29 protein-coding genes are annotated in these 24410 nt (G+C 63.1%); 13 read left to right on the top strand and 16 right to left on the bottom strand.

Going from position 1 to position 24410, the window contains the following annotated elements:
• The first annotated feature begins 4 nt into the window (after positions 1–4).
• The 6 genes from ACODNH_RS11335 to ACODNH_RS11310 all read left to right on the top strand — a co-directional run bounded on the left by ACODNH_RS11335 (position 5) and on the right by ACODNH_RS11310 (position 4516).
• Positions 5–1300, top strand: coding sequence for a hypothetical protein (locus ACODNH_RS11335; RefSeq protein ID WP_306710328.1), 1296 nt, complete (start codon positions 5–7; stop codon positions 1298–1300).
• 30 nt (positions 1301–1330) lie between these two features.
• Positions 1331–2314, top strand: a complete 984-nt coding sequence (locus tag ACODNH_RS11330; protein ID WP_306710326.1) for a Gfo/Idh/MocA family protein — start codon at positions 1331–1333, stop codon at positions 2312–2314.
• 117 nt (positions 2315–2431) lie between these two features.
• The gene (locus ACODNH_RS11325) at positions 2432–3226 is read left to right on the top strand and encodes an aldo/keto reductase (protein ID WP_306710489.1); all 795 of its coding nucleotides are present in this window, start codon (positions 2432–2434) and stop codon (positions 3224–3226) included.
• Between the two features lie 6 nt (positions 3227–3232).
• The gene (locus ACODNH_RS11320; RefSeq protein WP_306710324.1) at positions 3233–3418 is read left to right on the top strand and encodes a hypothetical protein; all 186 of its coding nucleotides are present in this window, start codon (positions 3233–3235) and stop codon (positions 3416–3418) included.
• Positions 3419–3492: 74 nt separating this feature from the next.
• On the top strand, positions 3493–3630 hold the full coding sequence (locus ACODNH_RS11315; protein WP_004516449.1) for a hypothetical protein: 138 nt from the start codon (positions 3493–3495) through the stop codon (positions 3628–3630).
• A 169-nt stretch (positions 3631–3799) separates the two neighbouring features.
• Entirely contained in the window at positions 3800–4516 is a 717-nt protein-coding gene (locus ACODNH_RS11310) for a type 1 glutamine amidotransferase (protein WP_306710323.1), read from the top strand.
• A 24-nt stretch (positions 4517–4540) separates the two neighbouring features.
• Here the strand turns inward: ACODNH_RS11310 and ACODNH_RS11305 are convergent, their stop codons facing one another.
• The 3 genes from ACODNH_RS11305 to ACODNH_RS11295 form a co-directional block, all read right to left on the bottom strand.
• Positions 4541–5008, bottom strand: coding sequence for a cupin domain-containing protein (locus ACODNH_RS11305; protein WP_306710322.1), 468 nt, complete (start codon positions 5006–5008; stop codon positions 4541–4543).
• A gap of 100 nt (positions 5009–5108) precedes the next feature.
• Positions 5109–5273 (bottom strand): DUF6757 family protein, encoded by a 165-nt coding sequence (locus ACODNH_RS11300; protein ID WP_004516452.1) that lies wholly within the window; start codon positions 5271–5273, stop codon positions 5109–5111.
• A gap of 54 nt (positions 5274–5327) precedes the next feature.
• On the bottom strand, positions 5328–6104 hold the full coding sequence (locus tag ACODNH_RS11295) for a PHP domain-containing protein (RefSeq protein ID WP_434531392.1): 777 nt from the start codon (positions 6102–6104) through the stop codon (positions 5328–5330).
• Between the two features lie 146 nt (positions 6105–6250).
• On the opposite strand from ACODNH_RS11295, the gene ACODNH_RS11290 reads away from it, so the two are divergent.
• Entirely contained in the window at positions 6251–6538 is a 288-nt protein-coding gene (locus tag ACODNH_RS11290) for a DUF5789 family protein (protein WP_004516454.1), read from the top strand.
• 114 nt (positions 6539–6652) lie between these two features.
• Here ACODNH_RS11290 and ACODNH_RS11285 read toward each other — a convergent pair whose 3' ends face one another.
• From ACODNH_RS11285 to ACODNH_RS11270, 4 genes are all read right to left on the bottom strand, one after another.
• Entirely contained in the window at positions 6653–7063 is a 411-nt protein-coding gene (locus ACODNH_RS11285; protein ID WP_434531391.1) for a hypothetical protein, read from the bottom strand.
• Complete coding sequence (locus ACODNH_RS11280; RefSeq protein WP_306710319.1) at positions 7060–7746, bottom strand: RAD55 family ATPase; 687 nt, start codon at positions 7744–7746, stop codon at positions 7060–7062. Before ACODNH_RS11280 ends, ACODNH_RS11285 begins: the two co-directional genes overlap by 4 nt.
• Positions 7747–7819: 73 nt before the next feature.
• Complete coding sequence (locus tag ACODNH_RS11275) at positions 7820–8527, bottom strand: hypothetical protein (protein ID WP_434531390.1); 708 nt, start codon at positions 8525–8527, stop codon at positions 7820–7822.
• Between the two features lie 66 nt (positions 8528–8593).
• Positions 8594–9499 (bottom strand): acyltransferase, encoded by a 906-nt coding sequence (locus ACODNH_RS11270; RefSeq protein WP_306710317.1) that lies wholly within the window; start codon positions 9497–9499, stop codon positions 8594–8596.
• A gap of 131 nt (positions 9500–9630) precedes the next feature.
• Here ACODNH_RS11270 and ACODNH_RS11265 point away from each other — a divergent pair, with 131 nt between their 5' ends.
• Both ACODNH_RS11265 and ACODNH_RS11260 read left to right on the top strand, forming a co-directional pair.
• A complete protein-coding gene (locus ACODNH_RS11265; protein ID WP_306710316.1) occupies positions 9631–10644 on the top strand; it encodes a CPBP family intramembrane glutamic endopeptidase in 1014 nt (337 codons plus the stop codon).
• A 24-nt stretch (positions 10645–10668) separates the two neighbouring features.
• The gene (locus ACODNH_RS11260; RefSeq protein ID WP_306710315.1) at positions 10669–11721 is read left to right on the top strand and encodes an aldo/keto reductase; all 1053 of its coding nucleotides are present in this window, start codon (positions 10669–10671) and stop codon (positions 11719–11721) included.
• 434 nt (positions 11722–12155) lie between these two features.
• Here the strand turns inward: ACODNH_RS11260 and radA are convergent, their stop codons facing one another.
• The 4 genes from radA to htpX form a co-directional block, all read right to left on the bottom strand.
• Positions 12156–13205 carry a DNA repair and recombination protein RadA gene (gene radA / locus ACODNH_RS11255; protein WP_434531389.1) on the bottom strand — a complete coding sequence of 350 codons (1050 nt, stop codon included), beginning with the start codon at positions 13203–13205 and terminating at the stop codon, positions 12156–12158.
• A gap of 141 nt (positions 13206–13346) precedes the next feature.
• Positions 13347–13805, bottom strand: coding sequence for a hypothetical protein (locus ACODNH_RS11250; RefSeq protein WP_434531388.1), 459 nt, complete (start codon positions 13803–13805; stop codon positions 13347–13349).
• A 1-nt stretch (position 13806) separates the two neighbouring features.
• Positions 13807–14424 (bottom strand): PspA-associated protein PspAB, encoded by a 618-nt coding sequence (gene pspAB / locus ACODNH_RS11245; RefSeq protein WP_434531387.1) that lies wholly within the window; start codon positions 14422–14424, stop codon positions 13807–13809.
• Between the two features lie 165 nt (positions 14425–14589).
• A complete protein-coding gene (gene htpX / locus ACODNH_RS11240) occupies positions 14590–15468 on the bottom strand; it encodes a zinc metalloprotease HtpX (RefSeq protein WP_434531386.1) in 879 nt (292 codons plus the stop codon).
• Between the two features lie 128 nt (positions 15469–15596).
• On the opposite strand from htpX, the gene ACODNH_RS11235 reads away from it, so the two are divergent.
• The 3 genes from ACODNH_RS11235 (at position 15597) to ACODNH_RS11225 (ending at position 18787) form a co-directional block, all read left to right on the top strand.
• Entirely contained in the window at positions 15597–16490 is an 894-nt protein-coding gene (locus ACODNH_RS11235) for an NAD-dependent epimerase/dehydratase family protein (RefSeq protein ID WP_434531385.1), read from the top strand.
• Positions 16491–16569: 79 nt separating this feature from the next.
• On the top strand, positions 16570–17709 hold the full coding sequence (locus tag ACODNH_RS11230) for a 60S ribosomal export protein NMD3 (RefSeq protein ID WP_434531384.1): 1140 nt from the start codon (positions 16570–16572) through the stop codon (positions 17707–17709).
• Entirely contained in the window at positions 17702–18787 is a 1086-nt protein-coding gene (locus tag ACODNH_RS11225) for a class I SAM-dependent methyltransferase (RefSeq protein WP_434531383.1), read from the top strand. Before ACODNH_RS11230 ends, ACODNH_RS11225 begins: the two co-directional genes overlap by 8 nt.
• A 243-nt stretch (positions 18788–19030) precedes the next feature.
• Here the strand turns inward: ACODNH_RS11225 and ACODNH_RS11220 are convergent, their stop codons facing one another.
• Both ACODNH_RS11220 and ACODNH_RS11215 read right to left on the bottom strand, forming a co-directional pair.
• Positions 19031–21157, bottom strand: coding sequence for a prolyl oligopeptidase family serine peptidase (locus ACODNH_RS11220; protein WP_434531382.1), 2127 nt, complete (start codon positions 21155–21157; stop codon positions 19031–19033).
• Between the two features lie 146 nt (positions 21158–21303).
• Positions 21304–23031 (bottom strand): helicase C-terminal domain-containing protein, encoded by a 1728-nt coding sequence (locus tag ACODNH_RS11215; RefSeq protein WP_434531381.1) that lies wholly within the window; start codon positions 23029–23031, stop codon positions 21304–21306.
• 160 nt (positions 23032–23191) lie between these two features.
• Between ACODNH_RS11215 and ACODNH_RS11210 the strand changes: the two genes are divergently transcribed.
• Complete coding sequence (locus ACODNH_RS11210; protein ID WP_004516469.1) at positions 23192–23386, top strand: cold-shock protein; 195 nt, start codon at positions 23192–23194, stop codon at positions 23384–23386.
• Positions 23387–23439: 53 nt separating this feature from the next.
• On the opposite strand, the gene ACODNH_RS11205 is transcribed toward ACODNH_RS11210, so the two are convergent.
• From ACODNH_RS11205 to ACODNH_RS11195, 3 genes are read right to left on the bottom strand one after another with little or no spacing between them, the layout of a single operon-like run.
• Entirely contained in the window at positions 23440–23733 is a 294-nt protein-coding gene (locus ACODNH_RS11205; RefSeq protein WP_306710305.1) for a DUF7521 family protein, read from the bottom strand.
• A complete protein-coding gene (locus ACODNH_RS11200; RefSeq protein ID WP_306710303.1) occupies positions 23730–24059 on the bottom strand; it encodes a hypothetical protein in 330 nt (109 codons plus the stop codon). Before ACODNH_RS11200 ends, ACODNH_RS11205 begins: the two co-directional genes overlap by 4 nt.
• 1 nt (position 24060) lies before the next feature.
• Complete coding sequence (locus ACODNH_RS11195; protein ID WP_058993288.1) at positions 24061–24405, bottom strand: ArsR/SmtB family transcription factor; 345 nt, start codon at positions 24403–24405, stop codon at positions 24061–24063.
• Positions 24406–24410 lie beyond the last annotated feature (5 nt).

The following is a 24410-nucleotide window of genomic DNA, read 5'->3' as shown; positions in this document are numbered from 1 at the left end:
GACTGTGGAAACTGTTATCGACGTACGTTCCTCGGGTCGACCGGATATATTCGACCGAGCGAACACCGACGGGCTGTTCGGGCGCACGCGCCGCCTTCAGCAGCCGCTAGGGCAGTACGTACGGGAGACAGAGACGCCAAGGTATCTCGCGTACAACGACCAGTCCGGCCTCGTCGCTACTCAGGGGAACAACGAGTCGCTCACGCCGGCTGACGACTACCGCGCGTATCTGCTCGCAACCAACGTCCGTGTCATGTTCGTCGTCGGCGACGACGATGGTGACCGGATCATCTCGCTCTCCTACGAAGACATCGTGGCCGTACATTGTACGTCGGGGCTCCGGACGTCGACACTCGAACTCGTCACTGTCGACGAAGACCGCTGGGCGTTCGAGTGCAAGGGCGACCTGACACCGGTTCGGGAGTTCGTCGACGAAGCCACACAGGTCTGGACACGCACACTAACCGAGCTTGATCGGGCAGAATCCCAGGTCGAGGCTGCTGTGACGGCACTAGAGACGACAGACCTCGATACAGCAGCCACACACATCACAGCCGCACAGGAGGCGCTCGACAACGGGCGAGGGCGGATCGAAGCGCTGGGAGAGGGGGCGACAGCGAGTATCGACGAACGTTGCCAGTCAACGCAAGCACAGATCGATATCTGCCAGCGCCGACGCCACGTCAGCGCGGCCGAGCAGCACCGCGACACGGCCCGACGTGCATGGGAGAACCGGGCATACGAACGGGCCGCGGACGCGTACGCACAGGCAAAGACCGAGTACGAGCGAGCGCTGGCGGTAACGGCACCAGAGCCGCCCACAGAAACCATCGCGGACGCTCGAAACGCAATCGAAGCGGAATATGCCGAACTCCGGTCAGCCCCGGTCGACGCGGCACAGGTGGCTGCGAGCGCGGCCAGAGCAACAACAGACCCGGCGGCGCGGGCCACACACTGGGAAGACGCCCTCGACCGCTACCGGACGGCGTACGAACTGGACTGGGGCCGTGACCGCCGCTTCGACGGCGACCGGGCGTCGCTCCGGCAGGCGCTCGCAGACATCGCTGTCGAACTGGTCGAGACACACCGTGAAGCGGGGCGACAGAAGCGACGTGAGGGCAGCGACGAGTCAAATCGAGACACTTCCGGAGCCGCGTGTGACAGTGCAACGGCCCACTTCGAACGCGCACGCGAGGTTGCCGCCGAACTCGTGCCCGACAGATGCGAGCCGCCAGCGGACGAACTGGCCGCCGTATCTGAACAGGGAGTCAGCGTCGAGTCGGAGCCGAAAGGTCGGTAATTGTTTATCAGCGGGGAGCCGGGTATCGGTATGCGCTTTGGGGTCATTTCAACGGCAAAAATCGCGCGCAAAGACGTGATTCCGGGCATCCAGAGGTCGGACCACACGGTCGCGGCAATCAGCTCCAGAAGCCGAGATCGTGCCAGCGAGGTGGCCGAAACGCTGGGTATCGCCAGTGCCTTCGGCGACTACGAGACGATGTTCGCCGAGGCGGACATCGACGCGGTGTACAACCCGCTTCCGAACGCGCTCCATGCCGAGTGGAGCCAGCGGGCCGCCGACCACGGGCTTGACGTGCTCTGTGAGAAGCCGCTGACCGTCGACACGGCCGGGGCAGTGGACCTCTTCGACTACTGTGCCGAACAGGGCATCACGCTAATGGAAGCGTTCATGTATCAGTTCCACCCGCGGACCCAGCGGGCCAGAGACATCGTCGAAAACGAACTGGGCGAGATACACACCGTCGATGCGTCGTTCAAGTTTCCGCTCTCCGATCCCGACGACATCCGTCTGGATCCGGAGCTGGCCGGTGGGAGCCTGATGGACGTGGGCTGTTACGCCGTCAGCGCGGCCAGAGGGTTCCTCGGCGAACCGGACCGGGCGTTTGCTCATGCCCGGGACTCGCGGGACAGTGGCGTTGACACGAACCTCAGCGGCGTCCTCTCGTACAACGATGGGCGGGTCGCCTCTATTTCCTGTGGGTTCGACGGGCCGAGACGGGAGTACTACCGGGTCGAGACCGACAACGGCTGGCTCGAAGCGCCGAACTGCTTCGGCCCGGCCCACGACCAATCCGTCTCGCTGACCTACAGCGTCGATGGCCGCGAGGTCACAGAGACGTTCGAACCAGTCGACCACTACCAGTTGCAGGTTGAGGCATTCGCGGACGCTATCGAAAACGGCGAGACGCCGCCCATCGACCAGGCCGAGACACTGGGGAATATGCGCGCCATGGACGCGCTGGCCAGAAGCGCAGACACCGGCGAACCGGTCGACATCGCCAGCCCCGAGTGAGAGACGACCGGGTGTGTACCGTACCGCGGCGAGCGCGAAACGGTTTTGACTGCCGCGAGTGAGACACGTACTGTGACACCCCCAACAGCGACACTCCCGAGTGGCGACGAACTGCCGATGGTCGGCGTCGGGACGTGGGACATCGACGGCGACACGGTTCAGGAATCCGTTCGGGCCGGACTCGACGCGGGCTACGCCCACGTCGACACCGCAGAGGGCTACAAGAACGAGAGCGAAATCGGCGAGGCCCTCGCCGACTACGACCGCGAGGACGTGTTCCTCACCTCCAAGGTACTGCCGAAACACCTCGACTACGAGTCGGTCATCGAGGCCTGTAAGGCGTCGCTCGACCGTCTCGGGACTGACTACCTCGATCTGTATCTCGTCCACTGGCCCAACCCCGCGACCTCCATCCGCGAGACGATGAACGCGATGGCGACGCTCCACGATCAGGGGAAAGTCCGCAACGTCGGCGTCTCGAACTTCAGCGCGTACCAGCTCGGGGCCGCCCAGCACGTCGCCGACGTGCCCATCGCCGTCAACCAGATCGAGTACCACCCATGGAACACACAGGACCAGGTCGTCGAGTTCTGCCGCGACACCGACACCGTCGTCGAGGCGGCCGCGCCGCTATGTCGAACGGAGGTGTTTGCTGACGACGTCATTCAGGATCTGGCAGAGAAATACGACAGGTCGCCGGCCCAGATCATCCTGAAGTGGGCGGTCGAGAACGACGTCGTGGTCCTGCCGAAGTCCTCCTCGCCCGAACACGTCCGCCAGAACCTCGCGTTGTTCGACTGGGACCTCGGCACCGCCGACCGCAAGCGCATTGACGCCATCGAGCGCGAACAGGCGGTCTACGACACCGGCATCAACGACTGGGACAACGACACCTACGGCATCTCGCAGTAGTCCCTAATGGTCGACCCGCCCGCACTGGACCGCTGGGACGCCACGGCCGCGGCGAGCATCGCGGTTTTGCTTGTCGTGGCGTACGTTCTGGTTCCGGACCCGACAGTCCAGTACGGGACGTGGCTAGTCGTCTTCTGCATCTGGATGGCCTGGTTCGTCTTCTTCGGTGCCAAATGGTTATACGGCCCCTAGAGCGGGTCGTTGAAGCTTTTACTCGATTCCGTGTCAGCGGAGATTTATTTACTCCCGCTCTCTATACACACTCGATGCCCCGTATCGAAGTCTCGGAAAACCTGTACCGGCAGATCGAGAGCGAAGCCAACAACGACGACTTCAACGACACGCTGTGGAAGATGGTGGGCTCCTATCGGCGGACGAACAACCCGGAAGCGGACCAGACGTAACGCACATATCGCAGTCGACGACCCGTAGCGAGACCGTTCTGAGAGTTTCGTCGTTCCCGATAGCCGCTGTACCCGCGCCTGCTTCGACGCCGGTGTCCCCGTCACTGTGAGCGGCAACCACTGCCGTCGGTACGCATGTTTTTACGATTTGAGCCGCTGCATACTGGTAATGAGGCCACGAATCGCCCTGCTGAACGCGGCCCACGACGGCGACGACAATCGCCGGAACTTCCGGCGGGAACTCGACGCCGACCTCGTGGAATACGACGTGACCGAGCGCGAACTGCCCGATACCTTCGCGTTCGACGGCTGTCTGGTCACGGGCAGTCGCGCGTCCGTCTACTGGGACGAGCCCTGGATTCGAGACCTCGAATCCTGGGTCGCGGACGCGATTGACCGAGATATCGCGTTCCTGGGCGTCTGTTTCGGCCACCAGTTGCTCGCACACGCACTCGGCGGCACTGTCGAATCGATGGACGAGTACGAGATCGGCTACCGGACGGTCGAGCACGACGGCGAGAACGAACTGCTCGCTGGCGTCGACGAGTCCTTCACCGTCTTCACGACGCACTCGGACCGCGTCGCCGAGGTGCCACCGGGCGCAACCACGTTCGCCGAGAACGACTACGGCGTCCACGGGTTCCGGAAAGAGAACGTCTTTTCGGTGCAGTTCCATCCGGAGTACGACCCCGAGACGGCCGAGACAGTGACGAAGGGCAAGGACGACCAGCTCGCCGACGAGCGCATCGGAGCGGTGCTTGACGGCGTTACAGAAGAGAACTATCGCGCCGCTTGCGAGGCCAAGCGGCTGTTCGACAACTTCACCGAGTTCGCCGCGCGTCACGCGGGTGACGGGTCCGGTGCGACCACCGCTGCCGACGACTAACCACACCAAGAGAACTGTTGACGATCAGGTGAACCGACCGGTCTCGGCGTCACATTCCTCGCAGCGTGTCACAAGCGCGTCACGGTCGTCCGTCATCTCGACATAGTTGTGCGTGCGACCGCCACAGTCCTCGCAGTGCCGGAGCATATCCGTGTCTCCCATTTCCTGTGGTGCACCGAGCGCGAGCGCAACGACGCGCTCGTCACCCTCGTTGTGACCGCGTTGCCACTCGCCGGGAGCGAAGCGGATTGCCTCGCCAGCACTGACATGCACGTCGCCGTCCTCTGTCTCGAACGTCGCTGTCCCCGACTGAACGAGGAACACTTCCTCTTGGTCCGGATGGCGGTGATAGCCGAAGCCGAAGGACTCGCCAGATGCCAGTTCGTAGTAGTTCAGCGCGATATCGTCGGTGTCGAGTGGGCCAGCGAGCGCCCGTTTGACCGACGCCGGCCCCATTCGCGATTCGACGGCGTCAAGGCTGACTTTCTCCATAGTTGCCATGTACGGCGGGCAGTCCTTAACGGTTAGTCAGGGGGTCACAGCGGTGACACGCGGGAGACGCCACAGCAAAAGCAGAGAAACGGAGCGTCGATCACTCGCGTCGGTCGATATCGAGTTCTTCGTCGAGGTCTTCAAGCCAGTCAGCGTCTTCCAGTTCCGCCATCTGTTCACGGAAGTGTGTCTTGCAGACACCGACCTTGACACCGTCGTTCTCAACGGCGATGTCGGCTTCACGGTCGCAGTAGTGACACTGCATACTTGAATTATATACCCGAACGACATTGAACCCTCGGGTTCCGTCTGCCGATTGTCAGACGTTGAGTGCCGTTTCGACTCGGTCCCAGGCGGTCGTGTCCAGACCAGTGGCACCCAGCGTCTCCCCGTGGGCGTCGCTGCCGCCTGCCGGAACGAGGTCGTATCGCTCGATAGCCGCATCGACGAGGCTGTCGTCGACCGCCCGGCCGTAGGGATACCACCGTTCGACGGCATCGAGCGACGCACACTTCGACAGTGCGACCGCCGTATCAGGGTATCTGAACGGATGTGCGAGGCCAACCAGCCCGCATGCGTCTGAGAGGACAGCACAGCCGCGCTCGAATGACGGAACCGCCCGCGGGACGTAACAGGGGCAGTCGTCGCCGATGAGTTCGTCAAACGCGGACTGGAAAGTGTGGTCCGACACCTCGGCGATCCCGCGGGCGATGTGTGGCCGACCGAGGCCGTCGCGCGGTTTGACGGGCAGCGAGACGCCCAAGTGGTCTTCGACGCACTCGATGATTCGCGCGCCGCGCTCGCGGCGGTTCCGCTGGATGCGTGCACATTCGGCCCGGAGTTCGTCGGTTGGCTCGACGCCGTAGCCCAGCAGGTCCAGTCGCTGTGTTTCGGTTTCGACACGGAGTTCGATGCCGTGGAGAAGCGTCACACCGTCCTGCTGGGTGACAGGACCATCGAGTGCAGGCTGGAGTCGGTCGTGGTCCGTGACGGCGACGACCTCGACGCCCGCTTGTCTCGCGGCGGCCGGGACCGCATCGAGCGTGAGTGTCCCGTCGGAGCGAGTAGTATGTACGTGCAAGTCAGCGACGACCATACCACTCCCACAATCCCCAGCAGGAAGCCGCTTCTGGTCAAATCACGAGTGGTGTGCACACGAAACGTGGGTTCCTTATACGCATTAAGGGATATTATGATTATCTATAGTGAAGGTTTATTAGGAACCATGAACTTTCGATAGACATGCGAATGCTAAGCAACGCAACGGACGCCTTCCAATCGTACGACTACCCGGTTTCTGCCGAGGAAATCATCGAGGGTGACGGCGACATGGAACTCGAACTGCCAAACGGCACCGAACGGCTGGGCGACGCACTCAGCCGGTCGGCCCCGGAAACCTTCGAAAGCGCGGAAGACGCCGAATTCGCGGCGTTCTCGGGTGTGTCGAGCAAGGCCATCGGCCGGAAGGGCTACTCCGACCGCGACCCGATCTGCATGGGCGAAGACGGGCCGGACCAAGTCTCCTTCTAACGGCCCGAAACGGCCTGCAGTCACCCCAGCTCTGGACGGATTTCCCGTCTCCATCGTTTTTTACACAGGCGAGCAACAGCGCTATCGCTGTCGGTGAGTGCACACTTAGAGTGACTACCTGTCGAGAAAGTCCGGCCTGTCGACAGCGTCGGTGCTGTCGACTGACTGCCTGTCCAGCAGCTCCGAGGAATCGAGCGCCGACGGCAGGCCGTCGCGGCCGCCGGTCGGCATGTCTCCTTCGTCGAGGTATGTCTTCTCGCCGTTGATCAGGTCAGCCCAGAGGGCGTCCCGGTCGGCGTTGGTCGTCTCCGCCGCTTCCTTTGCTTCATTACGCCCCTCGTCGTACGCGAGTTCGACCATGCTCTTGTGATACGCCGAGTTCATCTCGGCGTAGATGGCTTCGAGTTCCTCGCGATTGTACTCCCCGAGGCGCTCGGCGACACCGATGGCGTAGGCCCGGTCGGTAGCCTCGTCTTTGTCGAGAGTGTCCCAATCGGTGCCGAACTCACGCTCGTAGCGACTCATGTCTCCACTTTCCGGTCAGTGTGAACCTGCAGTCCAGCATCAGAAAAGGAGATTTCGCGGATGTCACAGTCGATAGCGGTGCCCCGCATCTTGATGACCTGAACGCCGCGGGTCATGCTCCCGTTTTCGAGGAAGTTATGGAAGAAGACGACGCCGTGGGCGAGGTAGTGCTCGTCGCTGTAGGATGATGGATCGGTCATCTCGGAAATGAGCAGTGTCGTCGCGTCGGTCTGTTTCAGCGCAGAAAGAAAGCCCGTAATCTCGTCTTCGACATCGGCCATGAAGTGCTGTAACAGCATCGTCGAGTCGATGACGACCCGCTGGATGTCGTTCTGTCTAATGTAGGCAACGAGTCGGTTCGTCAGGCCGCCCTCGCTGCCGAACTGTGTGATAGTTCGCTTCCCGCTTTCGGTGACGAGGTTGAGGAACTGGATGGCATCAGACTGCATGGCCCGGTCGAAGCCGAAGTCGTAGCCGGCCATGTCCTGCATCAACTCCGTCTTGGTCTCGTGCATCGTCACGTACAGGCACGTTTCGCCGTCCTTGACGCCCTGTGTAATAAACTGTGAACAGAAGGTTGTCTTCCCGCTGCCCGGCGGGCCACTGACCACGTAAAGACGATTCGGGAGTAACCCCCCCTCAATGAGTTCGTCGAATCCGGGGACCCCACTAGAGAGACGCATATCAGCTATCTGAGTCCGTCTGGACATATGCTTTCACATTCTATTTTCACCGGTGATAACTTATTCGGCTGCGTCAGCGTTCGATAGCACTGGGGTGGCTATCGGTCAATTCAAGCAGTCGCTCCGTACCGGCCTCGTCGAACCGCATCGGCCGTCGCCACCACGGCCCCTTCCCCGAGTCGGACGACAGTTCGGTGACCAGTTTGTTCGCGTCGGTGCCACCGCTCGGTGCCGACAGCGGGACGACTGTGTCGTACAGTTGTGATTCATCGGCGTTGCCGCGAATGAGAACGCGAGCATCGAAGGGGTCGCGTTTCACGTGGGCGTTCGAGGCAAACTGGGCCTGTTCCGCAGATGGAAGATCACGGTACTCCTCACCCGAGACCGCGTCGCGGGCGAGCTGGAAGTGACCGATGACGTGGGCACCCCACTCCGGCGACGCCCAGGCTGGGCACTCGTCGGCCATCGACAGCGTCGCGTAGAAGAACAGGTAGTCACCGGCGGACAGGTCCGAGAGCGGTCCCGCTTTCACGCCGTGTTCGTCACCGTACGTGTAGTGTTCACCGCCGGCTTCCGGGAACTCTGGGTCGAAGTGAACCGGCTGGTCGGCCACCGCGGACACGTCGGTCCGCAGGTCAAGGTCGCCGTAGGTCGGCACGGGCTCGCTGGTCGGTTTCGGTTCGGGAATCGGGATGTACTCGAAAGAGCCGTCGGGAAACAGCGGGCCGCGAAAGCCGGGCTCGTTCGTGTTTGCTCCGACGTTGATAGCGACGCTTCGCATAGCCGTTGTTGGTCGGTTCGCGAGAAAGGACTTCGGTTGCAGAGAGGTGAGACGTGCTGTCGGTGTTTACTCGTGGTCCGGCGGCGAGAGGTCGCGCTGGAACTCATCAAACTGCTCCAGAGTATCGGGCAAGTCAGCCGGCAGTTGCCGCTCGGTGCGGCGGTCAACGTTCGCCCCCTCAATCGGCTCCGCGACGGACTCCCAGCCGTCCTTGACCGTCAGCGACTTCGCCGGTGTGCCGGCAGCGATGTGATGGGCGGGGATATCCGTGCCGGCGATGGACTTCGCCGCAAGTATGGCGTTTTCGCCGACCTTCACACCGGCCCGGACCATCGAGTCGTAGGTCAGGCGTACATCGTCTTCGATGATGGTGTGGTAGTTGTCGACGTGGGTCTGGTCGACGGCGTCGTGGTCGTGGCTGTAGACGTGGGTATCGTCAGAGATAGAGACGCGGTCGCCGATTGTGAGTTTCCCGCGGTCGTCCAGATGGACGTCGTCGTGGACGACGACGTTGTCGCCGACCTCGATGTTGTGGCCGTAGGTAAAAGAGATGCCCTTGAAGAAGCGACAGCCCTCGCCACAGGACTCGAAGAGATGGTCGGCGAGCATCCGACGGAACCGGAGCGCGAACTCGACGTTGTCCGCCATCGGCGTCGCGTCGAACTGCCGCCAGAGCCACTGGAGGTGTTTCGAGCGTTTGAACCGCTCCTCGTCTTTCTCGGCGTAGTACTCGCTTTCGAGGGTCGTGTTGCAGGGGTCATAGCCCTGGAGCCGGACCCGCTCGGCCGGGGAGATATCCGCGCCGTCCTGCCAGCGCTCGTAGGCCTCCCGGTCGCCGTGGAGGTCGACAAGCACGTCAGTGACAACATCGCAGGTGTCCTCGTCACCGGAGAGGCGTTCATCGACCTCGTCGATGAACGCCCTGAGCCCCTCTTCGGCGAGCGGTGGCAGCGACACGTGACGCTTCGTCATGTCGAGTACGTGGCTTCGCGGGCAGATAGGGGTTTCCGTTACGTGAAACCCACCCAGTAACACCCGTGTCACGACACCGAGTGTCACAACGAGCAAGCCACAGTTAAGACGCCGCCGTTCCAGACGACGACATGGTCAGGTCGGACTTCATCATGGAGATACGGCGCTACATCGTCAATCCCGCCGAGCGCCGGCTGCGAGCGCCGTGGCGGGTCACGCTGTGGGTTTTTCTCGCCGGGTTCGGCCTCGTCCTCTTTTCGGGGATGATCGCAGTGGTATCGTCGGTAGTACGCGAGACACCGATGGTCGCAGTCGTACGCCAGATTACACTCTTTGCTTCCGGAACCGCCATCGCCGTCGGGATCGGCTATCTACTCGACCGGCGAACGCTCCCGGATTACGGGCTAGGATTCGACCGTCAGTGGTGGCGCGACGCGGCCTTCGGCCTCGCGCTCGGGGTGGGGCTTCCCACGCTCGTCCTGCTCGCTGAACTGGCTGTCGGGTTCGTCGAAGTCAGTGTCGTCCTCGCAACCGTCGACAGCGGGCCGCTCCCGCTGACCGCGTTCGGGCCGCCGGTCGCCGTCCTCCTCTTGGGGGCGTTCTTCCTCGTGCAGGCGACTACTGAGGAAGTGCTCGTCCGTGGGTATCTCCTGACGAACGCGGCTGAAGGGCTCGCTGGCTGGATCGGGAAGCGGCGCGCAGTTATCGTCGCAACAGCACTGACGGGTGCACTGTTCGGCGTCCTCCACTGGACGAACCCCAGCGCGTCGCTGCTCAGTGTGGCCAACATCACCCTCTACGGCCTCCTGCTCGGTGCGTGTTACGTCCTGACCGGTCGACTCGGGGTCGCCAGCGGCTTCCACGTCGCCTGGAACTACACGCTCGCACTGCTTGGCTTCCCCGTCAGCGGCCTCCGGATGGGCGTCACCCTCCTTTCGACCGATGCAACTGGTCCCACTGTGGTGACCGGCGGCGGGTTCGGTCCCGAAGGGGGCCTTGTCGCCCTGCCACTGCTCGCCGTCGGCGGGGCCGGACTGTACTGGTGGGTCCGCCGCGAGTACGGCGCGGTCAAATTGCTCGACGACATTGCAACCCCACAGCTCCGGATTCGGACACGGTCCGACACCGCAAACCAAGACGGCTAAGTGGACAGCGCCGCTAAAACGGGTATGGAATACGCGACACTCGGAAACTCCGGCGTCGAGGTCTCAGAAGTCGGATTCGGTGCCTGGGTCGTCGGTACGGACTGGTGGGGCGACCGCACTCGCGACGATGCTATCGACATGGTCCAGCACGCGCTCGACGAGGACGTGACGTTCTTCGATACCGGCGACGTATACGGACACGGCGACAGCGAAGAGATCATCGGCGAGGCGCTGGCAGAACACCGTGACGAAGTCACTGTCTCGACAAAAATCGGCTACGACTTCTACAACAACCCACAGGCCGGCCACGGCGAACTCCCGAAGAAGGTCACGCCCGAGTGGGTACACACTGCCGTTGACCGCTCGCTCGACCGCCTTGGCATGGACCACGTCGAACTCCTGATGCTCCACAACGCCAATGTCGACGAGGTCGACGAGGACGTGCTGGAAGCGCTGGACGAACTCCGCGAGGAAGGCAAAGTCGAGGCCATCGGCTGGGCGCTCGGCCCCTCTATCGGCTGGCTCGCTGAGGGCGACGCCGCGGTCGCAAACGAGTTCGATGCGCTCCAGACCGTCTTTAACCTCTTCGAGCAGACCCCCGGCCAGCACTTCATCGACACCATCCGCGAGCAAAACGCCGATACGTCGGTTCTCGCCCGCGTCCCGCACTCCTCGGGCCTACTGAACGAGCAGGTGACCCCCGAGACGGAACTCGGCAAGGGCGACCACCGCTCGCACCGGCCGAGCGAGTGGTACGAGACCGGCTGGGAGAAGGTCGAAGAAATCCGGTTCCTCGAACGTGATGGAGCACGGACGATGGGCCAGGCCGCCATCCAGTGGCTCCTCTACAACGACGAAGTGGCGTCGGTCACCCCGACGTTCCGGACGAACGGCGACATCGACGAATGGGCCGGTGCGCCCGACACGCCGCCGCTCAGCGACGAGGAGTACGACCGCGTGCAGGAACTGTACCGGGACAACTTCGGTATCGACCGTGACGACGGGATGGACGCCCTGCGCTCGTCGGTCGGCGGTGCGGACCTCGAAGAGACCGGTATGAAGTCTGCCGGAGACTGACAGCGAGGCGTTGGAGCGCTGACGCACAGGCCACGACAGACCAGGCGAGCGACTAATTCTACCGCCGCTCACTTGATTTTCGCACCGTCCAAACAACGACGGTTGGCCACTGAAATCTCCAGTCGACAGTTTACCCCCGAAGAACACCGGCAACCAGACAGCCGTCTGTCGGTTCTCGGCTGGCACCCCCCTGTTTCAACAAGAGATGTACCGCCGTCCTGCGGTTAGGGTGTTGAAGTTTCACATTCACCACGGTGCGTCTGACGTGCGCAAGACGCTAGACGGAAGCCGGTTCGAGATGAAACGAAGGGGTCCGGGACGCGGGACCAGTACACACACTAGTCCAGCTACGAGCTGTTACAGGTGTCAAAAACCGCCGAGAAAAATGGTCTGCAGTCGTCGGGTCGGTGATAGCCGCTACTGCCAGATTCGGGCTACTCGTTCAGCAGGCCGTCCTCTTCGACACGCATGACACCCTCGCCGTCCGGGAGGTTCGGCGCGTCGACGAGCTTGACGATGCGCTTGTTCCCCTTGGACTTCCGGAGGTACATCCGGAACGTGGAGGTGTGGCCGAGGATGTTGCCACCGATGGGCTGTGTCGGGTCACCGAAGAAGGAGTCGGGGTTAGAGGCGACCTGGTTCGTGACGACGACGGCGGTGTTGTTGAGGTCGCCGACCCGCATCAGGTCGTGGAGGTGCTTGTTGAGCTTCTGCTGGCGGTCGGCGAGTTCGCCACGGCCGACGTACTCGGCGCGGAAGTGGGCGGTCAGCGAGTCAACGGCGAGCAGGCGAACGGGGAACTCCTCTTCCTGACTCTCGCTGGCGATTTCCTGTGCTTTCTCGGCAAGGAGGATCTGGTGGTTGGAATTGAACGCCTTCGCGACGTGGATCTTCTCCAGCACGGAGGCGACGAGGTCATCGAGCAGGTCCTCGTCAGTGGGGTCTGCGTCGGCCTCCTCCTCGACGATGCCGTGGAGGACCATCGTATCCGACAGTACCTCGTCAGTAAGGCCCTTGACCATCTGTTCGATACGCTCGGGTCGGAACGTATCCTCTGAGTCGACGAAGATAGCACTGCCCTCCAGCCCGCCGTGTTCGGCCGGAAGCTGGACGTTAACCGCGAGCTGGTGCGTTACCTGGGACTTCCCGGCCCCGAACTCACCGTACACCTCGGTGATGGACTGAGTCTCGACGCCGCCGCCGAGCAGGTCGTCGACCTCGTCGACGCCCCAGGAGAGCTTCCCGATCTGTTCACGGCGTTCGAGCACCGTCGACCCGGTTTCGAAACCGCCGATGTCAGCCGCTTCGCGGGCAGCCTGAATGATGTCTGCCGCCGACGACTCGCCGATATCGGCCGTATTTGACAGTTCGCCGGGGGAGGCGACCGCAATCCCCTGGTAGGAGTCGTAGCCGTTGTCTTCGAGTTTCTCTGCTGTCGCCGGACCGACACCCGGCAGCTCTTCGAGGTCCTCACTTGCGGACATGGACATGCCTTGTGCGTCCGGGGGTATAAAGCCTCGTTAACACCAGAGTGAAAGTGAAAGTGAGGGACGGCAGCGGTACAGTTCAGGACAGAATCGGGAGTTTTAGATGGGAAAGAGAGTCGGAGTGCAGTGGAAACGGACTCAGGCCGGACCCATTCGACCAAGATAGGTGAGCAACAGCGTCCCCAGCAGAAAGAGCCCAGTCAGCACCGTCTCTGACACCGGTAGTATCGCTTCGCCGAACGCGCCGACAAGGAGGAGCGTAATCGCAGTCGTGCCAGGAATCGGCCTGGAGCGGATTGAGCGCCAAAGCAGCCGCAGCGACCACCGGAGGCCGGCAAGCTGTGAGAGAATGCGTGTGGCAAATGAGCGACTTGCGTCCGGGTTCTCAGCGGGCTCGAACGCGGCGAGGGATTCGAGAGCGACAGTCACCACCTCACCAGTGTGGACCCGACGGCCGGCCGCGTCGCCGACCAGCAGCAGCGTCACAGCGTCACCGTCCGTACCAACGACGCGGTAGACACCGGCGGGAACGTGGCTGTCGCGGCCGGCCTCGGTCGGCCGGACGTGGTCACCGATAGCGACGCCGCCGTCTGTCATGTCACTCCCAGGGGTGGTAGCCGGGGCGGTCCGGCCACAGCGGATACCAGTATTCCTTGTCGTCCTCAATGGTGATCTCGTCGGTGAGGTTACTGTCCAGTTTGAACTCCGCGGACGTGTTGCGCTCGTGGCTGTCGTGGGGGTCCGGTGCGAACGGGTAGAACGCGCCCCGTCGGAAGGAATACACCCAGTAGACGGTCTGATCGTCGCGCGTGTGCTCGAACGCGAACAGCGCTGCGAGCAAGCGCGAGCCGTAGCGCCGCTCGACGAGCGTGTCCGCGGCAAAATGAATCGACGTGAGCAGGTCCTCGAAGTCGTTGTCGTGGAGCACGACCCACTGATAACCGTGATCATCGGTCTCGAAGGTCGCTCGCGTGCCCGTCTCGACCATCCCGGCGTCAAGGATGGATTCGACCTCGTCGACAGCGTCCTGGAAATCTGTGCTGTCCACGTCGGCGAAACACAGCGCCGCCTCGCCGGTCGACTCGTACCCCAGATCGGCCTCCATCGTGATGTAGGCGGTACTCATCCCGAACAGGTCGTCCGGATCGGCGTCCCGTGTCGCGTCAGCCTCGGCTTTCACCCCGAGAACACTCTTGAGTCCGTCGAGCAGTCCCATATGCGAATCCCTACGGGCCGGAGACCAAGGTGGTTTGCGTCTCGGCTAGTGGGATGGTTGTGTACAGAGCCGCGTCTACCAACGGCGAGAAGACCCCGCTCTGTACAGTAGTTACCACGAAACGGCACGCGGCGTGGTAGATAGCGGTCAGAAAATCAGCCGGGGTTAGCGGCCTTCGAGTTCACGTTCGAGGTCTTGCAGGCGGTCGATGCGCTTCTCCGTCGTGGGGTGAGTGCTGAACAGTCGGCCGATCCACCCGACGTTAATCGGGATGATAAAGAAGGCGTTCATCTCCGCCTGGTCGCGCATATCATCCTTGGGTACCTTGTCCATCCGGCCGTCGATTTTCATCAGCGCGTTCGCGAGGGCGGCGGGCTTGCCGGTAATCATCGCGCCGCCGCGGTCGGCGGCGTACTCGCGGTAGCGGCTGAGCGTCCGGATCAGGAGGAAGGAGACGACCCAGACGACCAGCGAGATGAGAATGGCGACGATGACAGGCACCTGCTGGCCACCGCGTTCGCGGCCGCCGCTGAACAGCCAGCCCCACCGGACGATGAGGAAGGCGATCGTCGAGAGGAACGACGCGATAGTCATCACCATCACGTCGCGGTTCTTGATGTGGGCCAGTTCGTGCGCAATGACGCCCTCTAGTTCGTCTTGGTCTAGCGTGTTCATGATGCCCGTCGTCACACAGACGGCCGAACTGTCTTTCGACCGGCCAGTGGCGAAGGCGTTGGGCACCCGAGAGTCAGCGACAGCGACCTTCGGCTTCGGGAGGTCGGCCTGCTGGGCCAGGCGGTCGATGGTCCGATGGAGTTCCGGATACTCCTCCGGTTCGACCGTCCGGGCGCCCATCGAATACAGGGCGAGCTTGTCGCTGAAGAAGAACTGTGCACCGAGGAACAGTCCCATGACAACCACGATAAGTGCGAGATTGCTGAAATACAGCGTGAGCGCTCCAAGGAAGACGATGTACAGCGCGAACAGCAGGAACATCGTCAGGGCCATCCGGCCACGGAGCCCCCAGTCTGTTTGCCACTCCATACCCCTTGATAGACGGTCGACACTCTAAAACCTCGCTATCGTGGGAAAGTGCCACACGGCAGGGGCCAGTGGACCGTCAGCGGGCCAACGGTCCACACGCATTTACTCTCCGGGCAACAATCGGATGCATGACCGACACAGTTGTCGTCACTGGCGGGCGCGGGCGGTCCGGGCGCTGGATCTGTGACCACCTCGCCGGCGAGTACAACGTCGTCTGCGTGGATCTGGACCATCCCGGCTGGGAGGTACCCACCCGGGAACACATGGACTTCAAAGCCGTCGACGTGACTGAAGGAGTGGAGGTCCGGGACCTCTTCAGCGAGATTGACCCGGACGCCGTCGTCCACTGGGCTGCGTTGCCAGCACCGGAGCGCCACGCGGGCACGCGAGTGTTCGACACCAACATTTCGGCGACGTACAACGTCATCGACGCCGCAGGTCGTGCCGGCGCAGACGTCGTCTGGGCGTCCTCCGAGAGCGCCTACGGACTATCCTTCGCCGAGGAGACGCCGCTGCCGGCGTATCTCCCGATGGACGAATCCCATCCGACTGCGCCGGAGGACCCGTACGGCACGTCGAAGGTCGCCGGCGAAGAGGTGGCGAAGATGGTCGTCCGGCGTGACGGCGTCGATGTAGCCTCGATACGACCGTCGTGGATTCAGTACCCCGGTGAGTACAACTGTCGGGACGTGGCCACGGGCGACCTCGCCGACGGCGCGGGTAACTGCTGGTCGTATGTCGACGTGCGCGACGTGGCGACAGCCGTCGCGGCAGCGCTCGATACCGACATCGGTGGGCACGAAGCGTTCAATGTCGCCGCCGCCGAGAACTACGTCGGCCGGCCGACGGCTGACCTCGTGGAAGAGCAGTGGGGTGACCTTCCCGCGGAGTGTAAGCTGGACGGCGACCAGTCGGGGCTCTCGACCGCGAAAACACAGGGGCTGCTGGACTGGGAACCCGAACACAGGTGGCGCGAGGCCGTCGATACCGACGTTGCGACGCCGACCCTCACGGGAGAGTAAGGTCATACCGGGCCCACCAGCAGAGTTGTCACGGTGGCGGAACACACGGCTTAAACAGTTCAGTACAGTAAGCCAGGTAATGAGCCGGTCGGGAGAGTTCTGTCCACGCTGCGGTGACGAGATACCGGAGGGCACTGACGAGCGCCCGGAGCTTGCGGGTGCCGGCGGTCAGCGCAACTCCGAGCACGTCCTCTGTGACGCCTGCTACTTCGAGGAGTTCGATCTTGTGGACGCCCCCGACACTATTCAGGTGCGGGTCTGTTCACGATGTGGCGCGGTCCACAAGGGGAACCGCTGGGTCGACATCGGCGCGGAGGACTACACCGACATCGCCGTCGAGCAGGTCAGCGAGGCGCTCGGGATCCACGTCGACGCCCAGTCGGTTGCTTGGCAGGTCGCCCCTGAGCAACTCGACAAGAACAACATCCGGATGCACGCGGAGTTCTCCGGCGTCATCCGCGGGACGCCGGTCACCGAGGAGGTCACCGTCCCCGTTCGCATCTCCCGGCAAACGTGCAAGCGCTGTGGGAAAATCGCCGGCGGTTCCTTCGCCAGTATCGTGCAGGTGCGGGCCGACGGCCGCGACCCGACCGACGACGAGCGCGAGCGCGCTGAAGAAATCGCTCAGGAGTACGTCGCCGCCCGCGAGGAGACCGGCGACCGCAACGCCTTCATCACCGAGACCAAGTCCGTCGACGACGGGCTGGACATGAAGATCTCGACGAACCAGATGGGGCTGGGCATCGCCAAGCGCATCACCGCCCAGCTCGGCGGCTCGTACTCCGATTCACGACGCCTCATCTCCGAGGACGAGGACGGCCAGGAGCTGTACCGGATGACCTACGCCGTCCGCCTGCCCCGCTATCGACAGGGCGAGGTAATCGACCCGGAGGATGGCAACGGGCCGGTGCTGGTCCGCTCGGTCCAGGGGAACCTCAAGGGCGTTCGTCTGGCGACCGGCGAGGACTACGAAGCCAGTTTCGAGGACGGCGAGACCCCCGACGCCCGGCGGCTGGGGTTCCGCGAGGACGCCCAGACGACGACTCTCGTCGCCGTCGAGGACGCCAATGCCGTCCAGGTGCTCGACCCAGAAACCTTCGAGAGCAAGACCGTCCCGCGCCCGGACTACCTCGACACCGACGCCGACGAGGTGCCGGTACTGAAGAGTCACGCGGGGTTGCACGTTCTTCCCGATACCGACGCGGATACCGATGAGTGAGGACACGGAGACAGCGGACGACCAGCAGCTAGCCGTCGTCGTCGCCAAACCCCGCTCGCAGGTCGCTATCGAATCCCTGCAGGCCGAGGGCCTCTACGACGACACCAGAAGCATCACAGAGTGGACCGCAGACAGCGTCGCGGTTCCGGTGACTGCCCCGCCACAGGAAACGCAGTTCCGGGAGGTCGTCCGGCAGGTCGGCAAGCGCCGCCTCCGAACGCTCGACGACCACCTCCGGGAGCGCGGCTGGACCGACGCGGAAATCGATGCCGCCCCGAGTTCCTGGGCCGTCCTTGGCTCCGTCGTGCTGGTCGACATCGGCGACAGCCCCCGGCCAACAGAAGTCGGCGACGCGCTGTTGGCGCTCCACGGCGAGGCCGAGACGGTGCTGGCCCGCCACGGCATCTCCGGCGAGCACCGCGAACCCAGCGTCGAGGTCATCGCCGGTGACGGTGATACCGAGACAGTCCACACCGAACACGGCACGCGCTACGCGATGGACCTCGCAGAAGTGATGTTCTCGCCCGGCAACAAGGCTGAGCGGGCGCGGATGGGTGACACTGTTGACCCTGATGAGCGCATACTGGACATGTTCGCCGGTATCGGTTACTTCACACTCCCGATGGCTCGCGCCGGCGCACAGGTCACCGCCGTCGAGCGCAATCCCACGGCGTTTCGCTTCCTGGTCGAGAACGTCATGCTGAACGACGTGGACGAGCGCGTACACCCCTACCGGGCCGATTGTCGAGAAGTCGTACCGGGCTTTGCCAGCGAGGGTCGCGCCGACCGAGTAGTGATGGGCTACTACGAGGCCTCCGCGCCGCGCGCGGAGGACAGTCGGGCTCCGCCCGACGCTTCACACGAGTACCTCGACAGCGCGCTCGACGCGCTCGCACCCGGCGGCGTCCTGCACATGCACGAAGCGACACCGGACGCGCTCGTGTTCGACCGCCCGATAGAACGGCTGGAAGCGGCCGCCGCCAAAGCCGACCGGGACGTCGAGGTTCTGGACACTCGACGGGTCAAGGAGTACAGTGAGGGTGTCGCCCACGTCGTCGTGGATGCTCGGGTGCAGTAGGGCGTCTTTACGCAAGCAATCCAGATCAGCGGACGAGTAACAGGCCCCGAACAGACGGTCGTAACGCCTAATTAGGCGAGTGCTCAAGAAGAGAGTATGGACAGACAGCAGATTATCAGCATCATTCTCGTTGGCCTGATGGTCGGGTCGTCGGTGGTTTACGGGTTAGCCTTCGCGTTCTTCTAATCCAAGGGTCTGACAGCGGCTGTGTCCGACGGACGGGACGAAAGCCCGGGTCAGTGGTCACCGAGCGTCGCTAGCCGAATCTTCGGTCGTAACGTCGCCTGCCTCCCGACCTGGGTCGAATCGGGTAACCCATTCATCAAGCGTTTCGAGGCGGTGTATCGCCCGGTCCGGGTTACTGACGCTGTGGTGTTCGTCGGGGTAGACGACGAGCTTCGAGTCGACGCCACGTTTCTTGAGCGAACGGTACAGTTGCTCGGACTGGGTTGGCGGACAGCGCCAGTCCTCCTCACCGGCGGTGAGGAGCAGTGGGGTCTCGATGTCGTCGACATCAGTAATCGAGGAAGCTGCCTCGTACGCATCCGGGTTCTCCCAAGGGAGGCCGTAATCGTGTTCGAACCACTTGTGAGTGTCGTCGGTACCGAACGCCGAACGTATATCGTAGATGCCGTGTTCGGCGAGACCTGCGGCGAATCGGTCAGTGCGGGTAACGAGATATGCAGTGTTGACAGCGCCCTGGGAGAACCCACCAGCGAAGAGTCGGTCGGGGTCCGCCCAACCGCGCTCAACCACTTCGTCGACGCCTGCGAGCAGGTCCTCGACCTCGACGCCGTTCCAAGCTCCCCGTAACGATTCACAGAACGACCGCCCGTACGAGGTCGAGCCCCGGTAGTTGACGTGCAAGACGAGATACCCGCGCGTCGTCCAGAAGCTCGTACGGAGATCGAAACCCGGCTCGTCGTAGGCCATCGGGCCACCGTGGATCCACAACAGCGTCGGCCGGGGATCCGGGTCGAGCGGATCGAACTCCGGGGGGTAGTGGGCGATACATTCGACCTCGGTCCCGTCATCGCTTTCAACGGTGAGCCGGGTCGTCTCCGGGTGCGCATACTCCGCAAGGACGCCATCGTTGAGTGCGGTGAGTTGCCGCCGCGGGTCTGGCCCGTCATCATCGACGTCGAGTCCGTCGACGGGCATCGCGTAGACATCCGTCCCCTCCGAAGAATGACTTCGAACTGCCGCGACCGTTCCGCCACCGACGTCGAACTGGCGGTGTGCTTCGTCGTTTCTCTGTCGGTCGAAGACGCGTTCGTGGCCGCCCGTCGCGTCGAGGCGAACGAATCTGGTCCGCCCTTCGTCACCGATACTCGCAAGCAGTGTCGTATCGTCTACCCACGTCGGTGCGCCAGGCCGGCTAATCGTTCGGTCAAGGCCCGCGGTGACGACGCGGTAGTCGTCCGGGGCCTCGGCCACGCAGACGTCACCGGGTACGTACGGGTTCTCGGGGTTTTGTGCACCAAACGCGAGGCGCTCGCCATCGGGGCTCCAGGTCGGTTCGACCGCCGAGTACTCCCCCGAAGTCACCTGTTCGACCTCATCACTCTCGATGTCGACGATGTGAACATCATAGACGTTCGTATCGTCGCCGTTCTCGCCGTGGTACGCACAGAAGGCGACTCGGTCGTCCGTCGGGTGCCAGGCGGGCTGGAGACCGAACATCGATTCGAATATCCCGCCGCCGTGGGCGTCGTCGAGACGGTGCTCTTGGCGTGTGTCGACATCGACGACGAACAGGTAGGTCGTCACCGTATCGAGCCAGCCCTCGCCGTCGAACTTGTGCTGGAGGCGTTCGGTTTCTATCGGGCCGTTTTCCTGGCGCTGTTCGAGGTACGCCTGTTCCTCGTCCGTCGGGTCGCGCGCCGAAACGACGAGCCGTTCGCCCGCCGGCCCCCAGTCGAAGTCACGAACGCCGTGTTCTCGTTTGGTCACCTGTCGCGCGTCGCCACCCAGTTCGAGGTCGTACACCCAGACCTGCGGTTTGGGCCCATCGTCGGCGTCAGGGTCGGTCGCCTCGGCCGTCTCGTCGTCCGTCTCAGTGTCCGGTTCGTCAGTCTCGCCATCGTTATCGCGACCGACGCGGAGTGCCAGGTCGTCGTCACGAACCATCACCACACCCAGTTGTGACCCGTCAGGCGACCATTCGATGTTCCAGGCACCTGAGGCCCGGCTCAACCGATGTGGGTCGCGACTGCCGTCGGTAGGCAGGACGAAGACAGACTGGCGGAATTCGTCCTCTTCAGGGGCGGCCTCGGAGACGACGATGGCAACGTACTCGCCGTCCGGAGAGACCGCGACGTCCGTGGGACGCCGAAAGTCGTAGACCGCATCCGCGGGGAGTTCGTCCATGCCGTTTGGTCTAGTGGATGTCATTAAAAAATTATGTTTAGTCGAAACATCCGGATTCGAGGGTCACACCGAGCACGATGAACAGTTCCGCCAGCGAACACGTGATAGACATCGGTCGTGTCTACTGGGCGTCGGCGGCGTGGCCGTTAGTCCCACACGTCCGAGAGCGGGTGGTTACCATCCCCGGACCGCGAGCGCGAGCGGTCGTGCCGGCGTTTCGTGTCCGAACTGAGCGCCGAGAGCGCCTGGTCCGGCGCGAACCGCGGCAGGTCGGGCTGTGAGAGGCGATCGACCTGTGCGCGGAACCAGTCGGGCATATCGTGGTCGGCGCGCTCAAACAGATCAAGCAGCGACGAGTCCGCGAGGTATGTCGCACCGTAGTCGTCGGGCGCGCGGACGACGCGGCCACAGGCCTGAATGACCGTCCGCAGTGCCGTCCGGTAGTACCAGCCCCACTGGTCGTCTTCGAGCCGTCGGGCGACACGAGAATCGCGAGTGTTCGGATATGGGGCCTTGCACAGCACCTGCCAGCGACAGAGGTCGCCTTCAAGGTCGAGGGCCTCTTCCATTTTCACCGAAAGGAACACGTCGGGGTTGTCGCTGCGCTTCCAGGCGGACAGCGCTCCGTCTCGACCCTCCTTGTCGTGGGTGCGGACGCGAGCGCCGACTCCGAAGTCGTCAAGGAGGGTCTTCAGTTGCTCCTGAATAGCATACGAGTGGCAGTGAATCAGTCCCTTCTCGTCCGTGTGCCGGGCCATGATACGCACGATAGTGCGAACGATGTCCGGCAGCGTGTCGTCGCGGTGCTCGTAGGTCATCTTCCCCTGAGCGACGTTGTACAACGGGCGGTTCTCGACGGGGAAGGTGTGGCCGACTTCCACGAGTGCGACGTTATCCGGGTCGAGACCGACGTTAGCACAGAACGCTTCCTTGTTGAGAATGGTCGCCGACAACAGGGCAAAGCGATTGCCACGGTCCCAGACGGTGTGTTTGAGGTATCGCTCCGGGTTCATCGGCTTGATCGTCACCGGTGCGTGCTCGCCGTCGGCCTGGTCGACGACCCACGTGGTCGCGCTCTCGGTGTCGGTGTAGTCCTCGCGGAACCACCCGAGGTCCTGCCGGAGCGTGTTCAACGAGTCTCGCTCGGCGACTTCCTCACCGGTGAGTTCCGCCTTCTGCCGTAGTTCCTTCACGCGGCGCTCGGCAAGGTGTTCGACGCGCTCCGTGAAAGCGATGGCCTCGTCTAGGCCGTCGATGTCCGGTACGTCGATATCGTTCCACATCGGGATAGACTGCGGCGAAAGGTCGATAGTGGCGTACATCTCTGCCCACTCGCCCAGACCATGGGCCTCGTCGATGACGACCACGTCGCGCTTGCCGAACACGTCGCTGCCAGCGGTCTGCATGAAATAGGCGAGCGTCATCGCGGCGATGCGCCGGTTCGAAGCGATGGCACGGTCGGAAAAGTACGGACAGCGGTGCTTGACCTGACAGTCAAACTTTCGTTCGCGCACGCACGGGGCCTGATTCACCGGTGTGTCAGTCTCACCGGGAAGAATGCAGTCGTAGTTGTTCTTCCCGCGGATGACACAGAGGTCTTCCAGCAGGGCGTCCTCAGCCACATCGTCAAGTTGCGAGACCTGTGGCGTGGTGTAGTAGGCGTCGATGACCTGCTCGGCGGCGGCATCGCCGGCAGTCCGGGCACACCCGGCGATGGCCCGAGCGAGCAACGATTTGCCGCTACCGGTCGGTGCGCGAACGAGGACAACGTCCTTGCCGCGCTCAAAGGCCGCACGGATATCAGCCAGAGCCTGCTTCTGGTTGCCCCGGTAGGATGGGGCGGGGAACTCGTCGGTAATCCGTGCGGGGTACACGCGAGAAAGCAACGGACGAGGCGGCGTAAACCTTTCTTGTCGCCGGATGTGCGTCAGCAGCTATCCGTGACGACGGCATGAGTCGTGTTCACAGGCACACGGTCGTGGTACTTCTACTCTCGGAATGCTTATACATATACCCCCTGTACGTATATTTGCAATGGCAAACGGTAAGGTTGATTTCTTCAACGACACAGGCGGTTACGGTTTCATCTCGACTGAGGACGCGGACGATGACGTTTTCTTCCACATGGAAGACGTTGGCGGCCCTGACCTCGAAGAAGGCGAGGAAATCGAATTCGACATTGAACAGGCCGACAAGGGCCCCCGCGCGACGAACGTCGTCCGCAACTAGGGCAGATTTCCGGTCGATCAGCGACCGTATCTGACACTTGTTCTTATCGACACTCACTCGACAAGCAGCGCGTACAGCACGGCACAGAGCCCTGCAACGGTCACGAGCCCCCTGACGAGTAACACGACCCCTTCTCCGGCACCCGCCCAGTCAGCGACGGTGACGGCGGCGTAAACGCCGGCAGTCAGCGACGCGATACCAACGGCGAGCCATCGCATCTTCGACGCGTCGTTGCGCCGGTAGCCGCGATAGGCCAGCGATGCGACGAACAGTCCGACGGCGGCTGTCAGGGCCCGCGAGAGTTCCGCGACGAGATCCGGCGCGAGCAAGTCGAGGACCACCGTCACGACGACTCACCGCCGTAAACGGTCCAGAGAATCGTTCCGAGTCCGGACAGTTCGCAGGCACTCACGAGGAGCGAGCGCCCGACGGTACCGACGGCAGTGGCCGTGGGGAGCACGATACGGAGGGTTTCCGGGACAGTCGTGAGTAGGAGAAGCCCGACAGCGAGGGTCAGCATGCCGGTCCGGCCGGGGCCGCGGCGGTAGCCACGGATCAAGACGACGGCGATGGCGGCCGAAAGTGCAACTGTGACGAGCGAGAGCGCGATAACGGCCAGCGCGATGCCCGGATCGGTCCAGCCCGTGCGTATCTGTAGTAGTGTCGCGAGCATCTCAGGACAGCCCCTCAAACAGGTCGGTGAATCGGTCCGCCGGGTCCTGCGAGGACCGCGTGACAGCGATGTCGTACGTCCCGTCGGCGAACGTGACCGTCACGTCCTCGACGGTCGCGACGTAGCGCTTGTAGTGGTGGCCATCAGGGTCGACGGCCTGCCGTTCGGCGACGAGGTCGGCGGCCTCCAGTCGGTCGAGGCGGCGGTACGCCGTCGGATCAGACATCTCGCAGGCCGTACAGAGTTCAGAGACAGACATCGGTCCAGTAGTGAGTTCAGCGATGATGGCCCGCGCGTACTCGTCTTCGAGTAGCGCGAGCAGTTCGTCGTCGCCGACCGCGTCCATAGTCG

This window comes from Haloarcula sp. NS06 (assembly GCF_051122755.1).
Classification (GTDB): Archaea; Halobacteriota; Halobacteria; order Halobacteriales; family Haloarculaceae; genus Haloarcula.
This window is presented reverse-complemented; position numbering and strand designations above follow the sequence as displayed.

Excerpts from the sequence above, each read along its gene's own strand:
- ACODNH_RS11330 (WP_306710326.1), top strand. The coding sequence starts at position 1,331 with ATGCGCTTTGGGGTCATTTCAACGGCAAAAATCGCGCGCAAAGACGTG.
- ACODNH_RS11325 (WP_306710489.1), top strand. The coding sequence starts at position 2,432 with ATGGTCGGCGTCGGGACGTGGGACATCGACGGCGACACGGTTCAGGAA.
- ACODNH_RS11320 (WP_306710324.1), top strand. The coding sequence starts at position 3,233 with ATGGTCGACCCGCCCGCACTGGACCGCTGGGACGCCACGGCCGCGGCG.
- ACODNH_RS11315 (WP_004516449.1), top strand. The coding sequence starts at position 3,493 with ATGCCCCGTATCGAAGTCTCGGAAAACCTGTACCGGCAGATCGAGAGC.
- ACODNH_RS11310 (WP_306710323.1), top strand. The coding sequence starts at position 3,800 with ATGAGGCCACGAATCGCCCTGCTGAACGCGGCCCACGACGGCGACGAC.
- ACODNH_RS11305 (WP_306710322.1), bottom strand. The coding sequence starts at position 5,008 with ATGGAGAAAGTCAGCCTTGACGCCGTCGAATCGCGAATGGGGCCGGCG.
- ACODNH_RS11300 (WP_004516452.1), bottom strand. The coding sequence starts at position 5,273 with ATGCAGTGTCACTACTGCGACCGTGAAGCCGACATCGCCGTTGAGAAC.
- ACODNH_RS11295 (WP_434531392.1), bottom strand. The coding sequence starts at position 6,104 with ATGGTCGTCGCTGACTTGCACGTACATACTACTCGCTCCGACGGGACA.
- ACODNH_RS11290 (WP_004516454.1), top strand. The coding sequence starts at position 6,251 with ATGCGAATGCTAAGCAACGCAACGGACGCCTTCCAATCGTACGACTAC.
- ACODNH_RS11285 (WP_434531391.1), bottom strand. The coding sequence starts at position 7,063 with ATGAGTCGCTACGAGCGTGAGTTCGGCACCGATTGGGACACTCTCGAC.
- ACODNH_RS11280 (WP_306710319.1), bottom strand. The coding sequence starts at position 7,746 with ATGCGTCTCTCTAGTGGGGTCCCCGGATTCGACGAACTCATTGAGGGG.
- ACODNH_RS11275 (WP_434531390.1), bottom strand. The coding sequence starts at position 8,527 with ATGCGAAGCGTCGCTATCAACGTCGGAGCAAACACGAACGAGCCCGGC.
- ACODNH_RS11270 (WP_306710317.1), bottom strand. The coding sequence starts at position 9,499 with ATGACGAAGCGTCACGTGTCGCTGCCACCGCTCGCCGAAGAGGGGCTC.
- ACODNH_RS11265 (WP_306710316.1), top strand. The coding sequence starts at position 9,631 with ATGGTCAGGTCGGACTTCATCATGGAGATACGGCGCTACATCGTCAAT.
- ACODNH_RS11260 (WP_306710315.1), top strand. The coding sequence starts at position 10,669 with ATGGAATACGCGACACTCGGAAACTCCGGCGTCGAGGTCTCAGAAGTC.
- radA (WP_434531389.1), bottom strand. The coding sequence starts at position 13,205 with ATGTCCGCAAGTGAGGACCTCGAAGAGCTGCCGGGTGTCGGTCCGGCG.
- ACODNH_RS11250 (WP_434531388.1), bottom strand. The coding sequence starts at position 13,805 with ATGACAGACGGCGGCGTCGCTATCGGTGACCACGTCCGGCCGACCGAG.
- pspAB (WP_434531387.1), bottom strand. The coding sequence starts at position 14,424 with ATGGGACTGCTCGACGGACTCAAGAGTGTTCTCGGGGTGAAAGCCGAG.
- htpX (WP_434531386.1), bottom strand. The coding sequence starts at position 15,468 with ATGGAGTGGCAAACAGACTGGGGGCTCCGTGGCCGGATGGCCCTGACG.
- ACODNH_RS11235 (WP_434531385.1), top strand. The coding sequence starts at position 15,597 with ATGACCGACACAGTTGTCGTCACTGGCGGGCGCGGGCGGTCCGGGCGC.
- ACODNH_RS11230 (WP_434531384.1), top strand. The coding sequence starts at position 16,570 with ATGAGCCGGTCGGGAGAGTTCTGTCCACGCTGCGGTGACGAGATACCG.
- ACODNH_RS11225 (WP_434531383.1), top strand. The coding sequence starts at position 17,702 with ATGAGTGAGGACACGGAGACAGCGGACGACCAGCAGCTAGCCGTCGTC.
- ACODNH_RS11220 (WP_434531382.1), bottom strand. The coding sequence starts at position 21,157 with ATGGACGAACTCCCCGCGGATGCGGTCTACGACTTTCGGCGTCCCACG.
- ACODNH_RS11210 (WP_004516469.1), top strand. The coding sequence starts at position 23,192 with ATGGCAAACGGTAAGGTTGATTTCTTCAACGACACAGGCGGTTACGGT.
- ACODNH_RS11200 (WP_306710303.1), bottom strand. The coding sequence starts at position 24,059 with ATGCTCGCGACACTACTACAGATACGCACGGGCTGGACCGATCCGGGC.
- ACODNH_RS11195 (WP_058993288.1), bottom strand. The coding sequence starts at position 24,405 with ATGGACGCGGTCGGCGACGACGAACTGCTCGCGCTACTCGAAGACGAG.